Source organism: Pseudomonas sp. PDNC002, from assembly GCF_016919445.1.
GTDB lineage: Bacteria > Pseudomonadota > Gammaproteobacteria > Pseudomonadales > Pseudomonadaceae > Pseudomonas.
Genome location: NZ_CP070356.1, coordinates 2,117,042 through 2,138,794, shown reverse-complemented (window position 1 = coordinate 2,138,794; position 21,753 = coordinate 2,117,042). Strand labels below are relative to the sequence as shown.

19 protein-coding genes are annotated in these 21,753 nt (G+C 64.9%); 10 read left to right on the top strand and 9 right to left on the bottom strand.

Translation table 11 applies throughout. From position 1 onward, the window contains the following. Positions 1-266 precede the first annotated feature (266 nt). Positions 267-1,520 (top strand): serine hydroxymethyltransferase, encoded by a 1,254-nt coding sequence (gene glyA / locus JVX91_RS09955; protein WP_024763060.1) that lies wholly within the window; start codon positions 267-269, stop codon positions 1,518-1,520. Positions 1,521-1,720: 200 nt separating this feature from the next. Here the strand turns inward: glyA and JVX91_RS09950 are convergent, their stop codons facing one another. Beyond that, positions 1,721-2,212 (bottom strand): hypothetical protein, encoded by a 492-nt coding sequence (locus tag JVX91_RS09950; RefSeq protein ID WP_205339077.1) that lies wholly within the window; start codon positions 2,210-2,212, stop codon positions 1,721-1,723. A gap of 279 nt (positions 2,213-2,491) precedes the next feature. Here JVX91_RS09950 and JVX91_RS09945 point away from each other — a divergent pair, with 279 nt between their 5' ends. From JVX91_RS09945 to JVX91_RS09935, 3 genes are all read left to right on the top strand, one after another. Then, positions 2,492-3,787, top strand: coding sequence for an NCS2 family permease (locus JVX91_RS09945; RefSeq protein ID WP_205339076.1), 1,296 nt, complete (start codon positions 2,492-2,494; stop codon positions 3,785-3,787). 122 nt (positions 3,788-3,909) lie between these two features. Then, positions 3,910-4,995, top strand: a complete 1,086-nt coding sequence (gene trmA / locus JVX91_RS09940; RefSeq protein WP_205339075.1) for a tRNA (uridine(54)-C5)-methyltransferase TrmA — start codon at positions 3,910-3,912, stop codon at positions 4,993-4,995. Positions 4,996-5,092: 97 nt separating this feature from the next. After that, positions 5,093-5,590 (top strand): DUF4136 domain-containing protein, encoded by a 498-nt coding sequence (locus JVX91_RS09935; RefSeq protein WP_205339074.1) that lies wholly within the window; start codon positions 5,093-5,095, stop codon positions 5,588-5,590. A 3-nt stretch (positions 5,591-5,593) separates the two neighbouring features. Here JVX91_RS09935 and JVX91_RS09930 read toward each other — a convergent pair whose 3' ends face one another. Together JVX91_RS09930 and JVX91_RS09925 are read right to left on the bottom strand one after the other, a co-directional pair. Continuing rightward, complete coding sequence (locus tag JVX91_RS09930; RefSeq protein WP_205339073.1) at positions 5,594-5,896, bottom strand: DUF1883 domain-containing protein; 303 nt, start codon at positions 5,894-5,896, stop codon at positions 5,594-5,596. A gap of 98 nt (positions 5,897-5,994) precedes the next feature. Continuing rightward, positions 5,995-6,453, bottom strand: a complete 459-nt coding sequence (locus tag JVX91_RS09925) for a DUF4345 family protein (RefSeq protein WP_205339072.1) — start codon at positions 6,451-6,453, stop codon at positions 5,995-5,997. Positions 6,454-6,653: 200 nt separating this feature from the next. Between JVX91_RS09925 and JVX91_RS09920 the strand changes: the two genes are divergently transcribed. Beyond that, the gene (locus tag JVX91_RS09920; protein WP_205339071.1) at positions 6,654-7,088 is read left to right on the top strand and encodes a DUF411 domain-containing protein; all 435 of its coding nucleotides are present in this window, start codon (positions 6,654-6,656) and stop codon (positions 7,086-7,088) included. A gap of 167 nt (positions 7,089-7,255) precedes the next feature. On the opposite strand, the gene alaC is transcribed toward JVX91_RS09920, so the two are convergent. Continuing rightward, positions 7,256-8,473, bottom strand: coding sequence for an alanine transaminase (gene alaC, locus JVX91_RS09915; protein ID WP_205339070.1), 1,218 nt, complete (start codon positions 8,471-8,473; stop codon positions 7,256-7,258). Between the two features lie 172 nt (positions 8,474-8,645). Here alaC and JVX91_RS09910 point away from each other — a divergent pair, with 172 nt between their 5' ends. Together JVX91_RS09910 and JVX91_RS09905 are read left to right on the top strand one after the other, a co-directional pair. Then, entirely contained in the window at positions 8,646-9,506 is an 861-nt protein-coding gene (locus JVX91_RS09910) for a PhzF family phenazine biosynthesis protein (protein ID WP_205339069.1), read from the top strand. Between the two features lie 67 nt (positions 9,507-9,573). Next, complete coding sequence (locus JVX91_RS09905; RefSeq protein WP_205339068.1) at positions 9,574-10,473, top strand: neutral zinc metallopeptidase; 900 nt, start codon at positions 9,574-9,576, stop codon at positions 10,471-10,473. Positions 10,474-10,568: 95 nt separating this feature from the next. Here JVX91_RS09905 and JVX91_RS09900 read toward each other — a convergent pair whose 3' ends face one another. Both JVX91_RS09900 and JVX91_RS09895 read right to left on the bottom strand, forming a co-directional pair. After that, the gene (locus JVX91_RS09900) at positions 10,569-11,003 is read right to left on the bottom strand and encodes a response regulator (RefSeq protein WP_205339067.1); all 435 of its coding nucleotides are present in this window, start codon (positions 11,001-11,003) and stop codon (positions 10,569-10,571) included. Between the two features lie 169 nt (positions 11,004-11,172). Next, positions 11,173-13,068 carry a propionyl-CoA synthetase gene (locus tag JVX91_RS09895; RefSeq protein WP_205339066.1) on the bottom strand — a complete coding sequence of 632 codons (1,896 nt, stop codon included), beginning with the start codon at positions 13,066-13,068 and terminating at the stop codon, positions 11,173-11,175. Positions 13,069-13,381: 313 nt separating this feature from the next. Between JVX91_RS09895 and JVX91_RS09890 the strand changes: the two genes are divergently transcribed. Then, positions 13,382-13,561 (top strand): hypothetical protein, encoded by a 180-nt coding sequence (locus JVX91_RS09890; protein ID WP_205339065.1) that lies wholly within the window; start codon positions 13,382-13,384, stop codon positions 13,559-13,561. Here JVX91_RS09890 and JVX91_RS09885 read toward each other — a convergent pair whose 3' ends face one another. Then, entirely contained in the window at positions 13,562-14,737 is a 1,176-nt protein-coding gene (locus JVX91_RS09885; protein ID WP_205339064.1) for a multidrug effflux MFS transporter, read from the bottom strand. It lies immediately after the preceding gene. 249 nt (positions 14,738-14,986) lie between these two features. On the opposite strand from JVX91_RS09885, the gene JVX91_RS09880 reads away from it, so the two are divergent. Then, positions 14,987-16,543: a hypothetical protein gene (locus JVX91_RS09880; protein WP_205339063.1), complete on the top strand. Its 1,557-nt coding sequence runs from the start codon at positions 14,987-14,989 to the stop codon at positions 16,541-16,543. A gap of 48 nt (positions 16,544-16,591) precedes the next feature. Here the strand turns inward: JVX91_RS09880 and JVX91_RS09875 are convergent, their stop codons facing one another. Further along, positions 16,592-19,747: an efflux RND transporter permease subunit gene (locus JVX91_RS09875; RefSeq protein WP_205339062.1), complete on the bottom strand. Its 3,156-nt coding sequence runs from the start codon at positions 19,745-19,747 to the stop codon at positions 16,592-16,594. A gap of 12 nt (positions 19,748-19,759) precedes the next feature. After that, positions 19,760-20,944: an efflux RND transporter periplasmic adaptor subunit gene (locus tag JVX91_RS09870; protein WP_205339061.1), complete on the bottom strand. Its 1,185-nt coding sequence runs from the start codon at positions 20,942-20,944 to the stop codon at positions 19,760-19,762. 155 nt (positions 20,945-21,099) lie between these two features. Between JVX91_RS09870 and JVX91_RS09865 the strand changes: the two genes are divergently transcribed. Next, positions 21,100-21,732: a TetR family transcriptional regulator gene (locus tag JVX91_RS09865; protein ID WP_205339060.1), complete on the top strand. Its 633-nt coding sequence runs from the start codon at positions 21,100-21,102 to the stop codon at positions 21,730-21,732. The last annotated feature ends 21 nt before the right edge of the window (positions 21,733-21,753 follow it).

Genomic DNA, 21,753 nt, shown 5'->3' with positions numbered 1-21,753 from the left:
TGGCGCGCCCTACGGGCGCTATCGCGGACAAGGTCCGCTCCTACGAAAGGCAAGCGGTGCCTCGCGACTCCCGTAGGAGCGGACCTTGTCCGCGAAATCCATCCCCCAACACATCGCCACGACGCCTCCGCCTCTCCGAAACCCGCTTCCGCCCTCGCCTTGAGCCCCGCTTGTCAGCCACATGACCGCCTTTCATGTGCCAGCACCGGCGCCTTGGGTTAGAATGCGCGCCTTTCCCCCAGCACCCGATCCTTAAGAGGACCGCCATGTTCAGCCGTGATTTGACCCTCGCCCGCTACGATGCCGAACTCTTCGCCGCGATGGAGCAGGAAGCCCAGCGCCAGGAAGAGCACATCGAGCTCATCGCCTCCGAGAACTACACCAGCCCGGCGGTGATGGAAGCCCAGGGTTCGGTGCTGACCAACAAGTACGCCGAAGGCTACCCGGGCAAGCGCTACTACGGTGGTTGCGAGTACGTCGACGTCGTCGAGCAACTGGCCATCGACCGCGCCAAGGAACTGTTCGGCGCCGACTACGCCAACGTCCAGCCGCACGCCGGTTCCCAGGCCAACGCCGCCGTCTACCTGGCCCTGCTGTCGGCCGGTGACACCATCCTGGGCATGAGCCTGGCCCACGGCGGTCACCTGACCCACGGCGCCAGCGTTTCCTCCTCCGGCAAGCTGTACAACGCTGTTCAGTACGGCATCACCGACGCCGGCCTGATCGACTACGACGAAGTCGAGCGCCTGGCCGTCGAGCACAAGCCGAAGATGATCGTCGCCGGCTTCTCCGCCTACTCCCAGGTGCTGGACTTCGCCCGCTTCCGCGCCATCGCCGACAAGGTCGGTGCCTACCTGTTCGTCGACATGGCCCACGTGGCCGGTCTGGTCGCCGCTGGCGTCTACCCGAACCCGGTGCCGTTCGCCGACGTGGTCACCACCACTACCCACAAGACCCTGCGCGGCCCGCGCGGCGGCCTGATCCTCGCTCGCAAGAACGAAGAGATCGAGAAGAAGCTGAACTCCGCCGTCTTCCCAGGCGCCCAGGGTGGCCCGCTGGAGCACGTGATCGCCGCCAAGGCCGTGTGCTTCAAGGAAGCCCTGCAACCCGAGTTCAAGGCCTACCAGCAGCAGGTCCTGAAGAACGCCCAGACCATGGCCAGCGTGTTCATCGAGCGCGGCTTCGACGTGGTGTCCGGCGGTACCCAGAACCACCTGTTCCTGCTGTCCCTGATCAAGCAGGACATCACCGGTAAGGACGCCGACGCCGCCCTGGGTCGCGCCTTCATCACCGTGAACAAGAACAGCGTGCCGAACGACCCGCGTTCCCCGTTCGTAACCTCCGGCCTGCGCATCGGCACCCCGGCCGTCACCACCCGCGGCTTCAAGGAAGCCGAGTGCCGCGAGCTGGCCGGCTGGATCTGCGACATCCTGACCAACATGGGCGACGAGTCCGTGGTGGACGGCGTGCGCGAGAAGGTCAAGGCCATCTGCGCCAAGTTCCCGGTGTACGGCGCCTAAGCCGAAACCCGCGAACAGCAATACGAAAAAAGCCCGGCAGATGCCGGGCTTTTTTCATGTCCGAGATTTTTGGTGGGCGATGGGGCCGTGCCGTTTCGTAGGGCGCATAACGCGCCAGCGTTATCCGCCACCAGGACGCCGGCGGATAACCTGTTCCAGGTTATTCACCCTACGCAGAGCCACTCCCTATAAAGGACGGGCTAAGGCTGACCGCTAGCCCCCTGCTCCGGCTGCACCGGCACGTTGCGCAACGCATTGAGCTGCCGCACCAGGGTTTCCGCCTCGGCCTGGCTGGCGAAGCCCTTGAGTATCACCCGGCCATCGGTCACCACTCGCGTGACCTTCGGCAGCAGGCGCAACTGCCCGTCGATGACCACCGCCAGCGCCTTGCCCTGCTCTTCCCGAGTCAGCTTGGCCAGGCGTTGGCTGGCTTCCGGGGTGAACAGCACGCGCACCGCCGGCTTGCCGTCGGCGATGCTGGCCAGCTCAGCGCGCTCCACGTCGTGCTGGGTCAGCGCCGGATGGGTTTCCACCAGTGTTGCCTTGCCTTGTGGGTCGGCCAGGGTACGGGTGCTGGCCGTGGGTTTCTCCGCCAGGGCATGGACATCGAATGTATGCTGCGGCGCACTCGGCGGCGCACCGGCGCAGGCGCCCAACAGAGAGACGAGAAGGATCGGAATAGAGCGTTTCATCGACTGCGAATCGGACAGGACGGCCCGGTCGGGCCAGGGTTATAGAGAGTCAGACCACCGCCAGCGTACAAGTTGCACTCCCTTGATCGGCACCCGCGACTAAGCTTGCAGACGAACGGATGCTGGCGGTCCGGTCAGAAATTCTCCGGCTCAGGGCAAGCTGGTATCATGCGCGCCTTTTGCCGGTCACAAGAAAAGGCGCAGGGCCCACCTGGGCATGCACCTTGCTTTTCCCGGCCAGAACGACAACGGCGCAAGCAGCGTCACGGGGAGCCAAACATGCTGGAAAAGCTGTTCCAACTCAAGGCGCACAACACCAATGTGCGCACCGAGATCCTGGCGGGTATCACTACCTTCCTGACCATGGCCTACATCCTCTTCGTCAACCCGAGCATCCTCGGCGAGACGGGCATGGACAAGGGCGCGATCTTCGTGGCGACGTGTCTCGCGGCAGCCATCGGTTCGGCCATCATGGGCCTGATCGCCAACTACCCGATCGCCCTGGCTCCCGGCATGGGCCTGAACGCCTTCTTCACCTACACCGTGGTCCTGCACATGGGCCATACCTGGCAGGTGGCGCTCGGCGCGGTGTTCCTCTCCGCATGCATGTTCTTCATCATTTCGATCTTCCGCATCCGCGAGTGGATCATCAACAGCATTCCGCTAGCCCTGCGCTCGGCGATTGCCGCCGGCATCGGCCTGTTCCTCGCGCTGATCGCGCTGAAGGAGTCGGGCATCGTCGTCGCCAACCAGGCCACTCTGGTGGGCATGGGTGACCTGGCCAAGCCCGCGCCGCTTTTGGCGATCCTCGGCTTCATCCTGATCGTCGCCCTGGAAGCCCGCCGCGTGACCGGCGCGGTGATGATCGGCATCCTGGTCGTCACCTTCATTTCCATCGCCATCGGCGTCTCCCAGTTCGGTGGCGTGGTGTCGATGCCGCCGTCGCTGGCACCGACCTTCCTGCAGCTGGATATCAAGGGCGCGCTGGACATCGGCCTGTTCAGCGTGATCTTCGCCTTCCTCTTCGTCGACCTGTTCGACAACTCCGGCACCCTGATCGGCGTGGCCAAGCGCGCCGGCCTGATGGGCAAGGACGGGCACATGCCGAAGATGGGCCGTGCGCTGATCGCCGACAGCTCCGCCGCCATGGTCGGCTCGCTGCTGGGCACCTCGACCACCACCAGCTACATCGAGTCGGCGGCGGGCGTTTCCGCCGGTGGCCGCACCGGCCTGACCGCCATCGTGGTCGCCGTACTGTTTCTGCTGGCCCTGTTCTTCGCCCCGCTGGCCGGCAACGTCCCGGCCTTCGCCACCGCACCGGCGCTGTTCTTCGTCGCCGTGCTGATGGCCTCCGGCCTGGCCGAGATCGACTGGGACGACCTGACCGTCGCCGCCCCCGTGGTAGTAACCGCCCTGGCCATGCCGCTGACCTTCTCCATCGCCAACGGCATCGCCTTCGGCTTCATCACCTGGACCGCCTGCAAGCTGTTGTCCGGCCGCTTCCGCGAACTGAACCCGGCGCTGGTGATTCTGTCCGTGCTGTTCGTGATCAAGCTGGGCTGGTTCAACGCCTGATTTTACTTTCGCGGCATGGGTATCGCTGCGCTCCGCCCACCTTACAAGTGACACTGACGTAGGATGGCGTGGAGCGCAGCGATACCCAGCAAATGCCTCCGACTACACGAGTTACCCGTCCCATGAGCAGTCCGCGTTTCGATCCCTCCCACTACGACAGCCAACTGGCCGACAAGGCCGCGCGCCTGCGCGAGCTGCTGGCGCCTTTCGCCGCGCCGGAGCCGGAGGTGTTCGATTCGCCCCGCGAGCATTACCGCCTGCGCGCCGAGTTCCGCCTGTGGCGCGAGGGCGAGGCACGGCACTATGCGATGTTCGAGCAGGGCGACAAGCACACGCCGATCCTGATCGAAGAGTTCCCCATCGCCAGCCAGCGCATCAATGAACTGATGCCGCGCCTGAAGGCCGCCTGGGCCGAGCCGACGCTGGGCCACAAGCTGTTCCAGGTGGAGTTCCTCACCACCCTGGCGGGCGATGCGCTGATCACCCTCTGCTACCACCGTCCGGTGGACGCGACCTGGCAAGTCGCCGCCGAGAAACTGGCCGCCGAACTGGGCGTGAGCATCGTTGGCCGCTCCCGTGGCAAACGCCTGGTGGTGGGTCGTGACTACGTGAGTGAAGAACTGACCGTCGCGGGCCGTACCTTCCGCTACCGCCAGCCGGAGGGCGCGTTCACCCAGCCCAACGGCGAGGTCTGCCAGAAGATGCTCAACTGGGCATACGAAGCCCTGGGCCAGCGCGACGACGACCTGCTGGAGCTGTACTGCGGCAACGGCAACTTCACCCTGCCGCTGGCAACCCGCGTGCGCAAGGTGCTAGCCACCGAGATCAGCAAGACCTCGGTGAACGCCGCCCTGGCGAACCTGGCCGACAACGCCGTGGACAACGTCACCCTGGTACGTCTCTCCGCCGAGGAGCTGACCCAGGCGCTCAACGAGGTGCGCCCGTTCCGCCGCCTGGCCGATGTCGACCTGAAGTCCTACGCCTTCGGCAGCGTGTTCGTCGATCCGCCGCGCGCCGGCATGGACCCGGACACCTGCGAGCTGACCCGGCGCTTCGACAACATCCTCTATATCTCCTGCAACCCGGAGACCCTGGCGCAGAACATCGCCCAGTTGCACGACACCCATCAGGTCAGCCGCTGCGCCCTGTTCGACCAGTTCCCCTACACGCACCACATGGAAGCCGGCGTGCTGCTGACCCGCCGCTGAGCATTCGTTGCCCAGGTGACTGCCGCCCAACCTAGGGTTGGGCGGCGCCTCCGGGTTCCGCGGCTAGGCTTGCGGAACAACGACAAGAGGCACGCCCATGTCCCGCCTGATACTTCCCTTGCTGTTCCTGCTGCTGAGTGCCTGCGCCAGCAGCGACCCCGCCAATATCAGCGTCTCCCCCGCCGCCCAGGGGCGGCAGAGCACCTTCTTCATCCAGGCCGTGCGCGCGCAGGGGCACCGCGAGGACCTCGAGGATCGCTTCGACCTCGCTGTGCGCCGCGCGCTGGAAGCCAAGGGCTACCGCTATCAGGAAAGCTCAGGGGAGTTGCGGGTGATCTACGCCGTCGGCCTGGACAGCCAGACCGGCATCGTCCAGCGACCGGTGGCGACCAGTGCGGGCGTGATGACCCAGACACAGTTCACCGACCAGGAACAGGCGCGCCTGGCGCTGCGGATTCTCGACGAGGCTACGGGGCAGGTGCTGTACCAGGCGCAAGTGGCGCGCCAGCTACACGACCCGAAGGTGACCCAGCAGGCCGTGGACGAAGGCATCGCACGGCTGCTCAGGGATTTCCCCGCGCATGCGGGGCAATGAGGATCAGCCGAAGTTCGACGGCGACTTGCGCACGAACTTGATGCTGTACTTGAAGTCAGCCTTGCGCGTCACGCTGATGGCGCGGCGAGTGACGGTGTCGATGGTGACGTTCCAGTTACCGGTGCTGGGCACCTTGATCTTGGCCGGGAAACGGTCGAATGCGCCGCCGTGGTAGACGTGGCGGCCGCCGTTCTTGAAGCTGCGGAAGGCGGCGTCGGTCATCAGACGGATGTTGCAGGTCATGGAGCACTCGATGACGACCAGGTCGCCTTCGTTGAGGTGTTCACGCTGATGGACGAACTTCATGCTGACTCCGCTGCTACTACCGCAAAATCAATACGATAGCACGGAGCGGGGTCGGCCCGGCAGCGGCGCCGCTTTCCGGCAGCGCCGCTCATCCGAACTCACAACCCCTCGAAGTCGGCCTTGCGCCCCTCCGGCTCGGCTTGTTCGTGCACCACGACCTGTCGATTGCGCGACTGCCGCTCCAGCCAATAGAGGGCGAAGATGGCCAGCGCCGAGATCACCCCGCGATAGACCACGCCAGCCAGCTGCGCGTCCCACTCCATGCCGCCTTCGGTCCAGGCGATGAGCAGGCGCGAGAGCGTCAGGGTCAGTTGCACCAGGATCACCAGGATCAGCGCCGGGCGAACCAGCAGGCGGCGACGCAGGGCGAAGACGAGGAACAGTGCGAGGGCGAACTGGTGGCCGCCATAGAAGACGCGGGCATCGCTCACCGAGGACGGCTCCATCAGCAGCATGCCGCTGAGATTGGCCATTTCGTAGGGGCGGATCCAGTAGAGCAGTCCCAGGCCACCCCAGACCAGAGCCTGAACCAGCAGGACGAGACGGGCGAAGAGCATCCGATTTCTCCTTGGCCATGCAGCCATTGCCGAGCGTCCATACCTGCGACCGGGAGTCGCGGACGCACCACCGATCAGCTAGAGACCCCGCCTCCCGCGGCAAGTTCGACGGCCGCGTCATATGGGGAAACAAACGGCGGGTGGGGACGCAGGGCGCTCGGGAGTATGCTCGGTCGCGTTCGAATTTCGAGGTTCCAACCATGCGCACCCTGCTTCTGCTCACCGCCCTTGTCGCTGGCGTCGCCCAGGCCGCCGAGCCACTGACCATCGACGTGCACCGCGATGCCAACTGCGGCTGCTGCAAGGACTGGATCAAGCACCTGGAAAGCAACGGCTTCACCGTCAACGACCACGTCGAAGCCGACATGAGTGCAGTGAAGACCAAGCTCGGCGTTCCGCACAGCATGGGTTCGTGCCACACCGGCGTGATCGACGGCAAGTTCGTCGAAGGCCACGTGCCGGCCGCCGACGTGCTGAAGCTGCGCGAGCGGGCCGACCTGGTCGGCGCCGCCGTGCCAGGCATGCCGATGGGCTCGCCGGGCATGGAAATGGGCGATCGCCACGACGCCTACCAAGTGGTCGGACTGACCAAGGCAGGCCAGCGCGAAGTGCTGGCGGACTACCCGGCGCACTGACGGCAACGCAACACACATGGGCTTTCCCTCACCCCCGAGCGCTGGTGCGCCGACGCGCGGGGCACTCTCCAGGTTCCCGCGCGGCATTGCTCCGCGAGCAGGATGGGGTGAGGGACTCCAAAATGAAAAGGGCGACCATCGGGTCGCCCTTTTCATTCATGCGGCCTTTATTCGGCCTTAGCCGGCAACAGCCCGTCGGCACGGAACATTGACTTGATCCCGCGCACGGCCTGGCGCAGGCGGTCGCGGTTCTCGATCAGGGCGAAGCGCACGTGGTCATCGCCGTAGTCGCCGAAGCCGATGCCCGGCGACACCGAGACCTTGGCATCCTTGAGCAGCTTCTTGGCGAACTCCAGCGAGCCCAGGTGCGCATAGGGCTCAGGAATCTTCGCCCAGATGTACATCGACGCCTTGGGGTTCTCCACCATCCAGCCAGCCTCGTGCAGGCCTTTCACCAGCACGTCGCGACGCTTCTGGTACTGCTCGGCGATATCGCGCACGCACTGCTGGTCGCCCTCCAGCGCGGCAATGGCCGCCACCTGCAGCGGGGTGAAGGTGCCGTAGTCGTGGTAGCTCTTGATCCGCGCCAGGGCCGAGACCAGCTCCGGGTTACCGACCATGAAGCCGATGCGCCAGCCCGCCATGTTGTAGCTCTTGGACAGGGTGAAGAACTCCACCGCGATGTCCTTGGCGCCCGGCACCTGCATGATCGACGGCGCCTTCCAGCCATCGAAGGTGATATCCGCGTAGGCCAGGTCGTGCACCACCAGCACGTCGTAACGCTTGGCGAGGTCGACCACGCGCTCGAAGAAGTCCAGCTCCACGCACTGCGCAGTGGGGTTGGAGGGGAAGCCGAGGATCATCATCTTCGGCTTGGGAATCGACTCGCGGATCGCCCGCTCCAGTTCGTTGAAGAAGTCGATGCCCGGCACCAGCGGCACCGAGCGTACCTGCGCGCCGGCGATCACCGCACCGTAGATGTGGATCGGGTAGCTTGGGTTGGGCACGAGGATGGTGTCACCGTGGTCCAGGGTGGCGAGCATCAAGTGCGCCAGGCCTTCCTTGGAGCCGATGGTGACGATGGCCTCGGATTCCGGATCGATCTCGACCTCGTAGCGGTCGCGGTACCAGTGCGAAATGGCGCGGCGCAGGCGCGGAATGCCACGGGAGGTGGAGTAGCCGTGGGTGTCTTCGCGCTGGGCGACCTGGCAGAGTTTCTCGACGATGTGCGGCGGCGTGGCCCCGTCCGGGTTGCCCATGGACAGGTCGATGATGTCCTCGCCACGGCGGCGGGCGGCCATCTTCAGTTCGGCGGTGATATTGAAAACGTAGGGGGGCAGGCGATCGATGCGCGCAAAGCGACGAGCTGAACGGGGTTCAGTCATGGTGTCCTCTGATGAACGTAGGCGCCCGGAACCGTCCGAGCGACGCCGGCCACTGCGGTGGCCTGGAAAGCGCGGCGCTGTGACCTGCACTTTCTTGTCGGCGAACATATAGCTCGCTAGGCTGGCTGTCGAGTTTTTCTTTGCGCCGCTCAAGGGCGGCATCTGGAGGCCCATGTCCGCGCAACAGTACTGGCAGCTCGACGTCTTCGCCGACCAACCGCTTACCGGCAATGGCCTGGCGGTGTTCCCCGACGCCCGCGGCATCCCCGCCCAGACCCTGCTGGCGCTGACCCAGGAGTTGCGCCAGTTCGAGTCGATATTCCTGTTCCCCTCCGCCACGCTGGACACCTATTCGGCACGCATTTTCACCGTCGACGAGGAACTGCCTTTCGCCGGCCACCCGGTTCTGGGCGCCGCTGCGCTCCTCCACCACCTGCACCAGCGCGGCGAGGAAGAACACTGGACGCTGGAGTTGCCTGCAAAAGCCGTGAAGGTCGCCACTCGCCGCCGCGGCGCGGGCTTCCACGCAGAGATGAACCAGGGCGCCGCCGACTTCGGCACCGTGCTGGACGACGAAGCCCGCCGCTGGTTCGCCGAAGCCTTCTCGCTGAGTGTCACGGACCTGGCCGACTACCCCGCCGCCGTGGTCAGCACCGGCCTGCCCTACCTGTTGCTGCCGGTGCGCAGCGAAGCCCTGGGCCGCGTGCGCCAGCGCACGGATCTGACAGCGGAGTTGGCGAAGCTCAACGCCGCCTTCGTTTTCGTGCTGGATGTGGATAATCGCGAGGGCCGCACCTGGGACGGCGCCGGGATCATCGAGGACATTGCCACCGGCAGCGCCGCCGGCCCCGTCGCCGCCTACCTGGTGGAACTGGGCAAGGCGCGCCGCGGCGAGCTGTTCCACCTGTCCCAGGGCCGCTTCGTCGGCCGCCCCAGCCGGCTCGACGTGCAGGTCGGCCAGGACGATGACGTCCACGTCGGCGGCGACGTGCAACTGCTGGCTCGCGCCGAGCTACTGCACCGTTTCGCCTGACGACCGGGCTGGCGGTCAGCGCCACTGAAGACAACACTGAACCCACCTGTTCGATGGAGATGCCGCCATGCTCTGGCGCAAAGGACGACGCAGCGACAACGTAGTGGATGCCCGCGATGACAGCGGCGGCGGCATGGGCGGTGGCGGAGGCATGCGTATCGGCGGCCGCGGCCTGAGCCTGGGCGGCGTGGCCATCGTGGTGGTGATCGGCCTGCTCTCCGGACAGGATCCGATGACCATCCTCGGTTCGCTGCTCGGCCAGATGGACGTCTCGCAACAAGCTCCGGCTCGCCCCACTCAGGGCAAGCCGGCCACCGGCAACGACCCGCAGGTGGAGTTCGTCCAGTCGATCCTCGGCGATACCGAAGACACCTGGGGCGAGATCTTCGCCCGCAGCAACCAGCAGTACGAGCAGCCCAAGCTGATCCTGTTCAATGGCGGGGTGAACTCGGCGTGCGGCTTCGCCTCCTCGGCGGTCGGCCCGTTCTATTGCCCCGGCGACCACCGCGTCTACCTCGACCTCGGCTTCTTCCGCGAGATGGAGCAGAAGTTCTCCGCCGCCGGCGACTTCGCCCAGGCCTACGTCATCGCCCACGAAGTCGGCCACCATGTGCAGAACCTGCTGGGCATCTCCGCCAAGATCAACGCCGCCCGCCAGCGCGGCGCGCGCATGGAAGGCGCCAACGGGCTTTCGGTGCGCCAGGAACTGCAAGCCGACTGCTTCGCTGGCGTCTGGGCCAACCATGCCCAGCAACGCCTGAACTGGCTGGAGCCGGGCGATATCGAAGAAGCGCTGAACGCCGCCAACGCCATCGGCGACGACCACCTGCAGCGCCAGGCGCGCGGCACGGTGATGCCCGACTCCTTCACCCACGGCTCGTCCGCGCAGCGCGTACGCTGGTTCAAGCTCGGCTTCGAAAGCGGCTCGCCGGGCAAGTGCGACACGTTCAAGGCGCAGACGCTGTAGCGCACCGAACTCCGATTGCGGACGAGGCGCTCGCGTAGCAGCGGACTCCGTCTGCGATAGCTACCGAGCCGCATCGGACTGATCGACACCTGCAGCTAGAAACTTCGGCTGAGCGCACGCACAAACAACAGCGGATCCACAGGTTTAGGCAGGAAGTCCAGCACGTTCAACGGCGTTTCCGAGGAAATCCCGCCCAGCTCCATTGGCGCGGACAGGACGATGATCGGTAGAAAGGTGCCGGTCCTGTTCAATTCATGGATGAACGCCAGCCCCGGGCCATCGGGCTCCAGGTCCAGGCCGCTGACCAGCAGGTCGATGGCCGCCTCGTCGCGAAAAATGCGGCGCATCGCCTCCGCCGCGCTACTGGCCGTCATGCAGCGCATACCGGCGCCTTCGACCAGCCGACGAAGCCGAGCCAGCGCGGCCCGATCATCATCCACCACCAGGATCACGGGCCTGCGGGGCACCAACGTGGTGATATCGCGCAGCGCTTCGAGCTCGTCATCGTCGAGTGAGTGGCGGTTGATCATGGGCGCAATACGACCAGTAGAGGCACGGTGCCATGATCTTAGATGGCAAACCGCCTTTATTCCTGCCAGACCAAGGTTGGGCCGATGTGTGGGCAAGACGGCCGGACAAAAAAGGGCCGCAACGAGTGCGGCCCTGGAAATACGCCGGCAAGACCGGCGTCGTGGGATATCAGCCGGCCTTGGCCAGCCCCGCCTGGCCTAGCCGTTCAGCGATTTCGCCGAGGATAGCCGGGTCGTCGATGGTGGACGGCGGCGCGTAGCTCTCTCCGTCGGCGATCTTGCGCAGCACGGCGCGGAGGATCTTGCCCGAGCGGGTCTTGGGCAGGCGCTTCACCACCACCGCCCGCTGGAAGCAGGCCAGCGCGCCGATGCGCTCGCGCACCAGCGCCACCAGTTCGCGCTGCAGGTTGGCTTCAGTCACTTGCGCGCCGTCCTTGAGCACCACCAGCCCCAGCGGCACATGGCCCTTGAGGTCGTCCTGCACGGCGATCACCGCGCACTCGGCGACGGCCTCGTGCAGCGCCAGCAACTCTTCCATCTCGCCGGTGGAAAGCCTGTGGCCGGAGACGTTTATCACATCGTCGGTGCGGCCCATGATGTAGACGAAGCCCTCCTCGTCCACATAACCGCCATCGCCGGTGTGGTAGTAGTCGGGATAGGTCTTCAGGTACGCCTGCAGATAGCGTGGGTGATCGTTCCACAGCGTCTGCGCGCAACCGGGCGGCAGCGGCAGGGCGATGACGATCGAGCCCTGCTCGTTTGGCCCCAGCAACCGGCCTTCGTCGTCCACCACCTGCACGTGGTAACCGGGCACCGCACGGTTGGTGGAGCCGGCGCGCAGGTCATGGTCGCCCAGACCGGTGCAGGGCGCGGTCACTGGCCAGCCAGTCTCGGTCTGCCACCAGTGATCGTGCACCGGCTTGCCGGTGAGTTCCTCCAGCCAGTGCTGGGTGCTGCTGTCGAGTTTCTCGCCGGCCAGGAACAGGTGGCGCAGCGAGCTCAGGTCATAGCGCTTGAGCAGTTCGCCCTGGGGATCTTCCTTGCGGATCGCGCGGATCGCCGTGGGCGCGCAGAACAGACTGTTGACCTTGTGCTCCTCGATCACCCGCCAGTAACTGCCAGCATCCGGCGTGCGCACCGGCTTGCCCTCGTAGAACACCGTGGTGCAGCCGCTCATCAACGGCCCGTAAACGATCAGCGAGTGACCGACCACCCAACCGACGTCGGAAACGCCCCACCAGACATCCCCCGGCTGCAGGCCGAAGATGGTCGGCAACGCGTAGCTCAGCGCCACGGCATGGCCACCGTTGTCGCGCACGATGCCCTTGGGTTTCCCGGTGGTGCCGGAGGTGTACATGATGTACAGAGGGTCGCCGCTGGCGACGTGCACCGGGTCGGCCGGTTGCGCGTGGGCCAGGGTCTCGCGCCAGTCCAGGTCGCGGCCGGCCTGTAGCTCGGCCATCGCCTGCGGACGCTGCAGAACCAGCACGTGGGCCGGCTGGTGACTGGCCAGCTCCAGGGCCTTGTCCACCAGCGGCTTGTATTCGATCACCCGCTCGAACTCCAGCCCGCAGGAAGCGGTGAGCACCAGCTTGGGTTTGGCGTCGTCGATGCGCAGTGCCAACTCATGGGGCGCAAAACCACCGAAGACCACCGAGTGCACCGCGCCGAGTCGAGCGCAGGCCAGCATGGCCATGGCCGCCTGCGGCACCATCGGCATATAGATGATCACCCCGTCGCCCTTCTCCACCCCCAGAGCGCGCAAGGCGCCGGCCAGGCGCGCGACTTCATCGCGCAGCTCCAGGTAGCTGAAGCGCTGCTGGGTATTGGTCACGGGAGAGTCGTAGATCAGCGCGACCTGATTGCCGCGACCGAGTTCGATCTGCCGGTCGAGGGCAAGGTAGCAGGTGTTCAGGCGGCCATCGGCGAACCAGCGATGGCTGCCGTCAGGCAGGGCCTGCAGGGTCTCCTGCGGGGCGCGGTACCAGGCCACGCGGCCGGCCTGCTCGGCCCAGAAGGCGGAAGGCTCCGCGATGGAGCGGTCATGGGACTGCCGGTAACTCATCGTCACTGCCTCTTATTGTTGTTATCGAGGTCGAACAACGAGTATGGACGGGGATCACCAGCCCACCATCAACCTTTGGTCGTACTCCACTTGCGGAGTCGCCGCCGGGCTGGCCGCCAATCTTTTCAAGACTTTTCAGGATGCTGCCGACGGACTCGCGCGCATCCGGCCGCAAGCGTCTGGATCGAGGGATTGGCGGCCTGCCAAACCCGACAACGCCCGCATGTCGGCGACCACGGGTCGCACCCTTGATCGCCAGGTTAGGGGACTACACTGAGAGTCCCTTTCACATGACTGCACCGGGGTGAACACCATGAACATCCTCGTCCGTCCGTCCACCATCCGCAAAGACCAGCCGTGGGAAGTCTGCCTCGACCAGCAGGCCGTGCGCTTCCGCAGCGAACTGGAGGCACGCAGCTTCGTCGCTATCCTCGAAGCCCGCCTGAAGGCCCCACACCAGCTACCGGAACAGCAGCAGCGCGCTGCCAGCTGATCAGGCCGCGCGTTCGCTGATCTGCCCGCTCAGCCAGCCGAGCACAGCGGCCACCAGGCCGCAAACGGTGATGACGAGAGCCATCGGCAGCGCCGAGCCGTCGTGCAGCACGCCGACCAGCGCCGAGGCCCCGGCCGCGACAGTGAACTGCAGGCTCCCCATCAACGCCGAAGCACTGCCGGCGTGCCGGCCCTGGCTGGCCATCGCGCAAGCCGAGGAATTCGGCATCAGGAAGCCCAGGCTGGCGATGGAGCCGAACAGTGGAATCAACAGCGGCCACAGTTGTGCCGGCTTGGCCAGGGTCACCGCCAGCAGCCCCAGGCCGCAAGCGAAGTACACCCAGACCGCCCGCCGCAGCCAGAAGCCTGGGCCGCGATAACGCAGCAAGCGCGCGTTGACCTGCGCCATCAGGATGAAACCAGCGGCATTGCTGCCGAAGATCCAGCCGTAATGTTCGGCCGGCACGCCGTACAGCTGGATGAAGATGAAGGGCGATCCGGCGATGTAGGAGAACATCCCGGCGATGGCTACGCCGCCGGTGAGTGCGTAGGTGATGAAAGAGCGGTCACGGAACAGCGCCCGGTACTGTTTCAGCGCTCCACGCAGCGGCGCGCGCGGACCGGCAGGAATGGTCTCGGGCAGCCACAGCGCGATGGCGCCGCCGGCCAGGGCACTGAACAGCGTCAGGCAGTAGAAGATCGACTGCCAGCCCGAGAGACTCAGCAACAGCCCTCCCCCCAGCGGCGCCAGGATCGGCGCCAGCCCCATCACCAGCATCAACTGCGAGAACGCCTTGGCGGCAGCAACCGGGTCGCACAGGTCACGCACCACTGCCCGCGAAATCACCATTCCCGCACAGCCACCCAGCGCTTGCACGAAGCGCGCGCCGATCAGCCATTCCAGGCTGGGCGCAAAGGCGCAGGCGAGGGACGCCAGGGTGAAGATGCTCACCCCCAGCAGCAGCGGAACCCGCCGCCCGATACGGTCGGCCAGCGGGCCGTACAACAACTGGCCAATGGCGAGGCCGGCGAAGTAGGCCGACAGGCTCAGCTGTACATGCTCGACGTCGGTCCCGAAAGCCTGCGCCAACGTCGGGAAGCTGGGCAGATAGAAGTCGATGGCCATGGGCCCGAAGGCGCTCAGCGCGCCGAGGATCAGGAGGATGCGGAGGTTCATGGAAGCTCGTTGTATGTGAGTCAGTCGTCGGCCAATCCACCGCCCGGAATCTGACGCTATTTGGAAGATGGCGCGCATTTTAACCGGCGCTGCAAATGGACATCGAAGTTCTTGCCGGATAGGCAAAAGATGCATGGATAGCCGGGCGACCCAGTTGGCAATTTCACCGGTATCCACGGTGTCGACTATGCGTTCGGCATCTTGCGAGCGAGCGGCGCTTATTCTGCCCGTTTTTCAGGGAGGAACCTCGTGCGCGCTCGCCATTTCAACATCGATTGGCTCATTGCGCCGTTTCTGGCGCTGACGGCCCTGCTCCTGGCCAAAGTGACGCCACAGCAGCAGATCGACGACGCCTACATTACCTACAGGTACGCCTACAACCTGTTGGAACACGGACAACTGGTCTGGAATCAGGGCCAGTTCCTGGAAGGCCAGACCAATCTGCTCTGGTCATTGCTGCTAGCGGCCGTGGCATTCCTGACCAACAGCGAAATTCCCGCAGTCTCGCAAACGCTTTGCCTGCTGCTCGGGGCAACGAATGCGATCCTGCTATTCCACATGGCGCGCGCCTTCGGACTGCCGCGACCGGCTTCGCTATTGCTGAGCCTGGCATTCATGCTGACACCCGCCGCTATCGGCTTTTCCCTCGCGGGGCTGGAAAGTGCTCTGGTAGCGATGCTGACCGCTGGCGCAATCATTGCCACGCTTCGCCAGATGCCGCATCTGACCGCTTTGCTGGCGGGGCTGCTATTCATGGCCCGCCCGGACGCAGCGGTCATCGCCATCGCCCTGGTCGGCATCGACTTCGCTGGCACCCGCTCGCTGTCCGGGGTCCTGCATCGCTGGTGGCCCGCCCTGCTTTTGGCCCTTGGGACCGAAGCATTCCGAGCGCTGTATTACCACGCACTGGTTCCCAACTCGATCATCGCCAAGTCCCTGCCACTCTCCCTGATTCTGGGTGACTGCTGGAAGTACCACACCAAGCCTTATCTACTGGAGTTCCTGGCCTGGCCCACGGCCTGGTTATTCATCGCGAGCGCCATACTCGGTGTGCTGGCGGCCTGGCGCGCCAGCTTCGCTACCAACCAGCGACTCGGCTGGCTCGGCGTGGTCGTGCTGCTGGCGACCCTGCTGATGGTGGTACGCAATGGCGGCGACTGGATGGAGCACTTCCGCCTGATCTCCCAATACTACCCCGCCTATGCCGCCGGACTCTGCGTCTTCCTGGCTTCGGCTCGACTACCGCGTCCGACGCTTCGCCTGGCAACCGGCATGGCCATCTGCGGAATCTCAGTGTTCTTGTCAGTGTCCGCGGCCTGGCCTCAGTGGTCCGTGCGCAATGCCAAGCTGGCGCAGAACGAGGTCAGCATTGATCCGTTCTACCGCAGTCTTCCCGGAAGGCTGGCGGGATTGGACCTGAACGGCCTGACCCTGAGCAGCGAAGCCGCAGGCATGCCGCTGTTTATACTGCCGCAGATCAAGGGCCACGATCCCCTGGGACTGCTCGATCCCTGGTTGTCGCGCCACGGCAATCCGGCGATCACCTATGGCAGGATCGACCTGAATTACAGCTTCTTCGAGGTGCAACCGGACATCGCTCTGTTTCATTGGTCAGGGCACCTGTTGGGAGTCACCAACAAGCAGGCGTTGCTACAACGCTACGAGATTCGTTGCTTTTCCGGCTGTGACAGCCTTGAGCTCGCCAAATTGGTACTCCTGAAAAGGTCGCTACCCGAAGCGGTGCGCCAGCGCTTCACTGATCTGCCACTGTGGCAGATGGCGGATGAGTACGTAGCCAGACCCTGACGACGCCTGGCCTTGCTCCCCCAATGGAGGAGCAAGGCCAGCGAAACCTCACACGTCGTGCGTCACATCCGCGACAGCGGGCTTGGCCTTGTTCTTGCGGCCGCTGAGCTTGTCCGCCGCCGATTCCACCAGCATGTAGAACATCGGGATGAGGAAGGTCGCCAGCAGGGTTGCGGCGAGCATCCCGCCGATCACCCCGGTGCCGATGGAGTGCCGGCTGGCAGAGCCGGCGCCGGTGCTGATGGCCAGCGGTACGCAGCCCAGGATGAAGGCCAGGGAGGTCATCACGATCGGACGGAAGCGCAGCTTGGCCGCCTCCAGCGCGGCCTCCATCGGTCCCATGCCCTGTTCCTCGCGGCACAGCACCGCGAACTCGATGATCAGGATAGCGTTCTTCGCCGCAAGACCGATCAGCGTCACCAGGCCTACCTGGAAGTACACGTCGTTGTCCAGGCCACGGATCCAGATCGCCAGGATCGCGCCGAACACGGCGAAGGGCACCGCCGTGACCACCGCCAGCGGCAGAGTCCAGCGCTCGTACTGGGCGGCCAGGATGAGGAACACCAGGATCAGGCCGAAGATGAACGCGGTACTGCCCGAGCCCTGGGTGGCCAGTTCCTGGTACGCGGAGCCGATCCAGGCCAGGGTGTACTCCTCGCCCAGCGTTTCGTTGGCCACTTCCTGCATCGCCGCCAGCGCCTGGCCGGAGCTGTAACCCGGTGCAGGCCCGCCGAGCAACTTGGCGGCGGGGAAGACGTTGAAGCGCGCGTAGGAGTCCGGGCCCAGTATGCGTTTCACCGAGACCAGCGTCGTCAGCGGCACCAGATCGCCCGTGGCGGATCGCACGAAGACCTGGCTCAGGTCATCCGGCTTGCGGCGGAACTCCGGCTCCGACTCCAGGGTGACCTGCCAGGTGCGGCCGTACAGGCTGAAGTCGTTGACGTAGTAGCTGCCGAAGGTCGACTGCATGGCGGTGAACACATCGTCGATGGCCACGCCCAGTGAGCGCGCCTTGGTGCGGTCGAGGTCGACGTAGTACTGAGGCACGTTGGCGTTGAAGGTGGAGTTCACGCCCGCCAGCTCAGGCCGCTTCGAGGCCGCGGCGAGGAACTTCTGCACGACGACCTCCAGTTGCTCCGAGGTGCCGCCACTGCGGTCCTGGATATAGGCCTCGAAGCCACCCGTGGTACTCATGCCGGTAATGGGTGGCGGGTTGAAGGACAGCACCACGCCGTCTTCCTGGCCGGCGCCCATCTTCATGAATTCGCGGGTCAGGTTGCGCGCGTCCAGTTCAGGCGTGTCGCGTTCCTTCCAGTCCTTGAGCGGCACGAAGGAAACCCCGGCATTGCTGCGAGTACCGTAGGTGAGGATGTCGAAGCCGGCAAAGGTCACGACGTCGGCGACCGCCGGGTGTTTCATCAGTTGCTGCGTGACGTCGTCGGTCAGCTTCTCGGTACGCGTCAGCGAGGCCGCTGGCGGCAGGAAGTAGGCGTTGATCACATAGCCCTGGTCTTCATCGGGCACCAGCGAACCCGGCACGCGGCCGAACAGGATCACCAGCAGGGCAATCATTCCGCCGAACAGAATGAGGCCAATGACCGCGCGTTTGAGGAAGAACTGCACGCCGGCGCCGTAGCCATTGGTCGCGCGTTCGAACACCCGGTTGAACCAGCGGAACGGCGCGGCCGGCTCCTTGTGCTCGGGCTTGAGGATCAGGGCGCAGAGTGCCGGCGACAGGGTCAGTGCGACGATCCCCGAGATCACCACCGATACCGCAATGGTGATCGCGAACTGCTTGTACATCTGTCCAGCCAGGCCGCCCAGGAAGCCGACCGGCACGAACACCGCGCAAAGCACGAGCACGATGGCGACGATGGGGCCGGTCACCTCGTTCATCGCCTTGATCGCCGCTTCCTTCGGGCCGAGCTTCTCGGTTCGCATGACCCGCTCGACGTTCTCCAGCACCACGATGGCGTCGTCCACCACGATGCCGATGGCCAGCACCATGCCGAACAGCGACAACAGGTTGATGGAGAAGCCCATCAAGTACATGCCGGCGAAGGTGCCGACCAGCGAGACAGGGATGGCCAGCACTGGAATCAGCGTGGCGCGGATGTTCTGCAGGAAGATGTAGACCACCACCATCACCAGGATCAGCGCCTCGATGAAGGTGTGGATCACCTCCTCGATGGAGACCTGCACGAAGATCGTGGTGTCATACGGAATCTTGTAGGTAATGCCCTGGGGAAAGCGTTTGGACAGCCGATCCATGGTGGTCTTCACCGCCTCGGCGGTGTCCAGGGCGTTGGCCCCCGGCTGCAGGTAGATACCGAACGCGGCGTTCTGCTGCCCATTGAGCGAGGTGACCAGGGAATAATCCTGCGCTCCCAGCTCGACCCGGGCGACGTCCTTGAGCAGCAGGCTGGCGCCGGTCTGGTCGCTGCGCAGGATGACGTTCTCGAACTCCTTGGGATCGGTGAAGCGGCCCTGGGCCGTGGCCATGTAGGTGAAGTCCTGCTTCTCCTTCATCGGCTGCTGGCCAAAGCTGCCGGCGGCGAACTGCGAGTTCTGCTCGCGGATCGCATTCACCACGTCGGTCGGTGTCATGTTGTACTGCGCCAGCTTGTCCGGCCGCAGCCAGATGCGCATGGAGTAGTCCTTGGAGCCGAACTGGCTGACATCACCCACGCCGGGGAGCCGCTTGAGCTCGTCGATCACGTTGATCAGCGCGTAGTTGCTGATGAAGATCGGGTCGCGGGAGTTGTCCGGCGAGAACAGCGTCACCACCTGGAGAATGTCGGAGGATTTCTTCTCCACCTTCACGCCCTGGCGGCGCACTTCCTCGGGCAGCTTGGCCAGCGCGGCCTGCACCTTGTTGTTGACGTCGATGGTGGCCTGGTCCGGATCGGTGCCGACCTCGAAGTACACGGTCAGGCTCATGGCGCCACTGCTGTCGGAGTTCGACAGCTGGTAGATCATGCCTTCGACGCCGTTGATTTCCTGCTCCAGCGGCGCCGCCACGGTCTCGGCGATCACCTGCGAGCTGGCGCCGGGATAAGCGGCGGAAACCGACACCTGCGGCGGTACGATTTCCGGGTACTGGGCGATGGGCAGCGCGCGCATGGCGACGAGGCCGGCCAGCAGGATCACGATGGAAATCACCATCGCGAACACGGGACGTTCGATGAAGAAGCGCGAGATCACGATGGGCGCTCCTTAGGACTGGGTCTGGGCGGGTTGCGAGGCGTTCTGCTGCGCTGGCGCTTCGCTGGCTTTCACGGGCTGGTCCGGGCGGACCTTGGGAATGCCTTCGACAATGACCCGATCGCCGTCGTCCACGCCAGCGTCGATGATCCAGCGTCCGTTGACGGTCTTGGAGGTGGTTACCTGGCGCACGCGGGCGAAGCCGTCCTTGTCCACCACGTAGACGAAAGTGCCACGCGGGCCCTGGGCCAGAGCACGCTCCGGCAGGGTCACGGCGTTGCTCTGGGTGATGCCGGTGATCAGGATGCGCACGAACTGGCCCGGGATCAGCAGATTGTGCGGGTTGGGCACTACGGCGCGGGCATTCACGGTGCCGGTACCGGTATTGACGAAGCTGTCGGTGAAATCGACGACCCCCTCGATGGGGTACTTGCTGCCATCGCCGAAGCGCAGCTCGGCGGTCAGCTTGCCATCCTTGGGCAGGATATAGCGGCCGCTCTTCACCCCGTCGTTCATCTGCGTGGCCTGGGTGTCGGGATAAGCGAAGTTGACGTACACCGGATCGAGCTGGGTGAGCTTGGTCAGCAGGCTGGAGTTCGGATCGCTGGCCGCGACCAGGCTACCCTCCGAGCGCACCTCCTTGCTCGCCATGCCGGAGATGGGCGCGGTGACCGTGGTGTAGTTCAGGTCGATCTGCTTGGCCTGGACGTTGGCCTTGGCGGCCTCGACGTCGGCCTTGGCCTGTTCGAAATCGGAAACGTAGCGATCCAGTTCGCTTTCGCTGGCAAAGCCCTTCTTCTGCAGTTCCCGGATACGCTTGAGGTCGCGCTCGGTCTGCCGGTAGCGCGCCTGCGTCTGTGCCAGCGAACCCTTGGCCTGGCCCAGCGCGGCCTGATAGGGGCGCGGGTCGATGCGGAACAGAACCTGGCCTTCCTTTACCGGACGACCTTCCTCGTAGGTGCGCCGCTGCAGGATGCCACTGACCTGGGCGCGCACTTCCACCTCGCGGTAACCGGCGGTTCGCGCGGCGTATTCGAAGGTCAGCGGGACGGGGGCGCTCTTGGCTACTTCAATGGTCACTGCCGGGGGAGGTGGCGCCGCCGCAGCAGTTTTGTCCTCTGCCTGCACCCAGGCGGCGAACAGTACTGGCAACCCAACGACAACAAGCGCAACGGGCAAACGGCGGGCAAACGGCATGTAACCTCTCCATGGAAAAGACTGACTTCAAACTTCGCAGGGGTGACGCTTGGGTGACGGTTACCTACGCTTATGTCTGTAAGGCACTGTTAGCGCTCTAAAATCAGTAAACTGCCAGTCACCCTGTGATCCTAGCCTGTATACCAGCAAGCGCCATGCGAAGAACTAAAGAAGATTCGGAACGAACTCGCCAGACGATTCTTGACTCGGCTGAAGGCCTTTTCCTTACGAAAGGGGTCTCCCATACCAGCCTTGAAGAGATCGCTCGCGCCGCCGGAGTGACCCGTGGCGCGGTCTACTGGCACTTCCAGAACAAGGCGCACCTGTTCAACGAGATGCTCAACCAGGTCCGCCTGCCGCCGGAGCAGTTAGCCCAGCGCCTGTCCGGTTGCGACGGCCACGACCCGATCGAATCGCTGTTCCAGCTCAGCGTGGAAGTCGTCGAAAACCTCGCCCGCGACGAACAGAGACGGCGCATCCTCACCATCCTGCTGCAGCGCTGCGAGTTCACCGACGAACTGCGCGATGCGGAGGAGCGTCACAATCACTTCGTCCGGCAATTCATCGAGCTGTGCGAACAGTTGTTCAGCCGCGAAGATTGCCGTGAACGGCTGATGCCGGGCGTGACGCCCAAGATCGCCTCGCGGGCGGTGCACGCGATGATCTTCGGCCTGCTCAGCGACTGGCTGCGCGATCCGGAGCTGTTCGATCCGGTGCAGGAAACCCGGCAACTGTTCGACGCCGTATTCCGCGGCCTCGTGCGCGACTGGCACCCCGCGGTGGCATGAGGGCCGGCAGAACGCCGGCCC

Bases quoted from the DNA above. Each gene is read 5' to 3' on its own strand.
- glyA (WP_024763060.1), top strand. From the start codon at position 267: ATGTTCAGCCGTGATTTGACCCTCGCCCGCTACGATGCCGAACTCTTC.
- JVX91_RS09950 (WP_205339077.1), bottom strand. From the start codon at position 2,212: ATGAAACGCTCTATTCCGATCCTTCTCGTCTCTCTGTTGGGCGCCTGC.
- JVX91_RS09945 (WP_205339076.1), top strand. From the start codon at position 2,492: ATGCTGGAAAAGCTGTTCCAACTCAAGGCGCACAACACCAATGTGCGC.
- trmA (WP_205339075.1), top strand. From the start codon at position 3,910: ATGAGCAGTCCGCGTTTCGATCCCTCCCACTACGACAGCCAACTGGCC.
- JVX91_RS09935 (WP_205339074.1), top strand. From the start codon at position 5,093: ATGTCCCGCCTGATACTTCCCTTGCTGTTCCTGCTGCTGAGTGCCTGC.
- JVX91_RS09930 (WP_205339073.1), bottom strand. From the start codon at position 5,896: ATGAAGTTCGTCCATCAGCGTGAACACCTCAACGAAGGCGACCTGGTC.
- JVX91_RS09925 (WP_205339072.1), bottom strand. From the start codon at position 6,453: ATGCTCTTCGCCCGTCTCGTCCTGCTGGTTCAGGCTCTGGTCTGGGGT.
- JVX91_RS09920 (WP_205339071.1), top strand. From the start codon at position 6,654: ATGCGCACCCTGCTTCTGCTCACCGCCCTTGTCGCTGGCGTCGCCCAG.
- alaC (WP_205339070.1), bottom strand. From the start codon at position 8,473: ATGACTGAACCCCGTTCAGCTCGTCGCTTTGCGCGCATCGATCGCCTG.
- JVX91_RS09910 (WP_205339069.1), top strand. From the start codon at position 8,646: ATGTCCGCGCAACAGTACTGGCAGCTCGACGTCTTCGCCGACCAACCG.
- JVX91_RS09905 (WP_205339068.1), top strand. From the start codon at position 9,574: ATGCTCTGGCGCAAAGGACGACGCAGCGACAACGTAGTGGATGCCCGC.
- JVX91_RS09900 (WP_205339067.1), bottom strand. From the start codon at position 11,003: ATGATCAACCGCCACTCACTCGACGATGACGAGCTCGAAGCGCTGCGC.
- JVX91_RS09895 (WP_205339066.1), bottom strand. From the start codon at position 13,068: ATGAGTTACCGGCAGTCCCATGACCGCTCCATCGCGGAGCCTTCCGCC.
- JVX91_RS09890 (WP_205339065.1), top strand. From the start codon at position 13,382: ATGAACATCCTCGTCCGTCCGTCCACCATCCGCAAAGACCAGCCGTGG.
- JVX91_RS09885 (WP_205339064.1), bottom strand. From the start codon at position 14,737: ATGAACCTCCGCATCCTCCTGATCCTCGGCGCGCTGAGCGCCTTCGGG.
- JVX91_RS09870 (WP_205339061.1), bottom strand. From the start codon at position 20,944: ATGCCGTTTGCCCGCCGTTTGCCCGTTGCGCTTGTTGTCGTTGGGTTG.
- JVX91_RS09865 (WP_205339060.1), top strand. From the start codon at position 21,100: ATGCGAAGAACTAAAGAAGATTCGGAACGAACTCGCCAGACGATTCTT.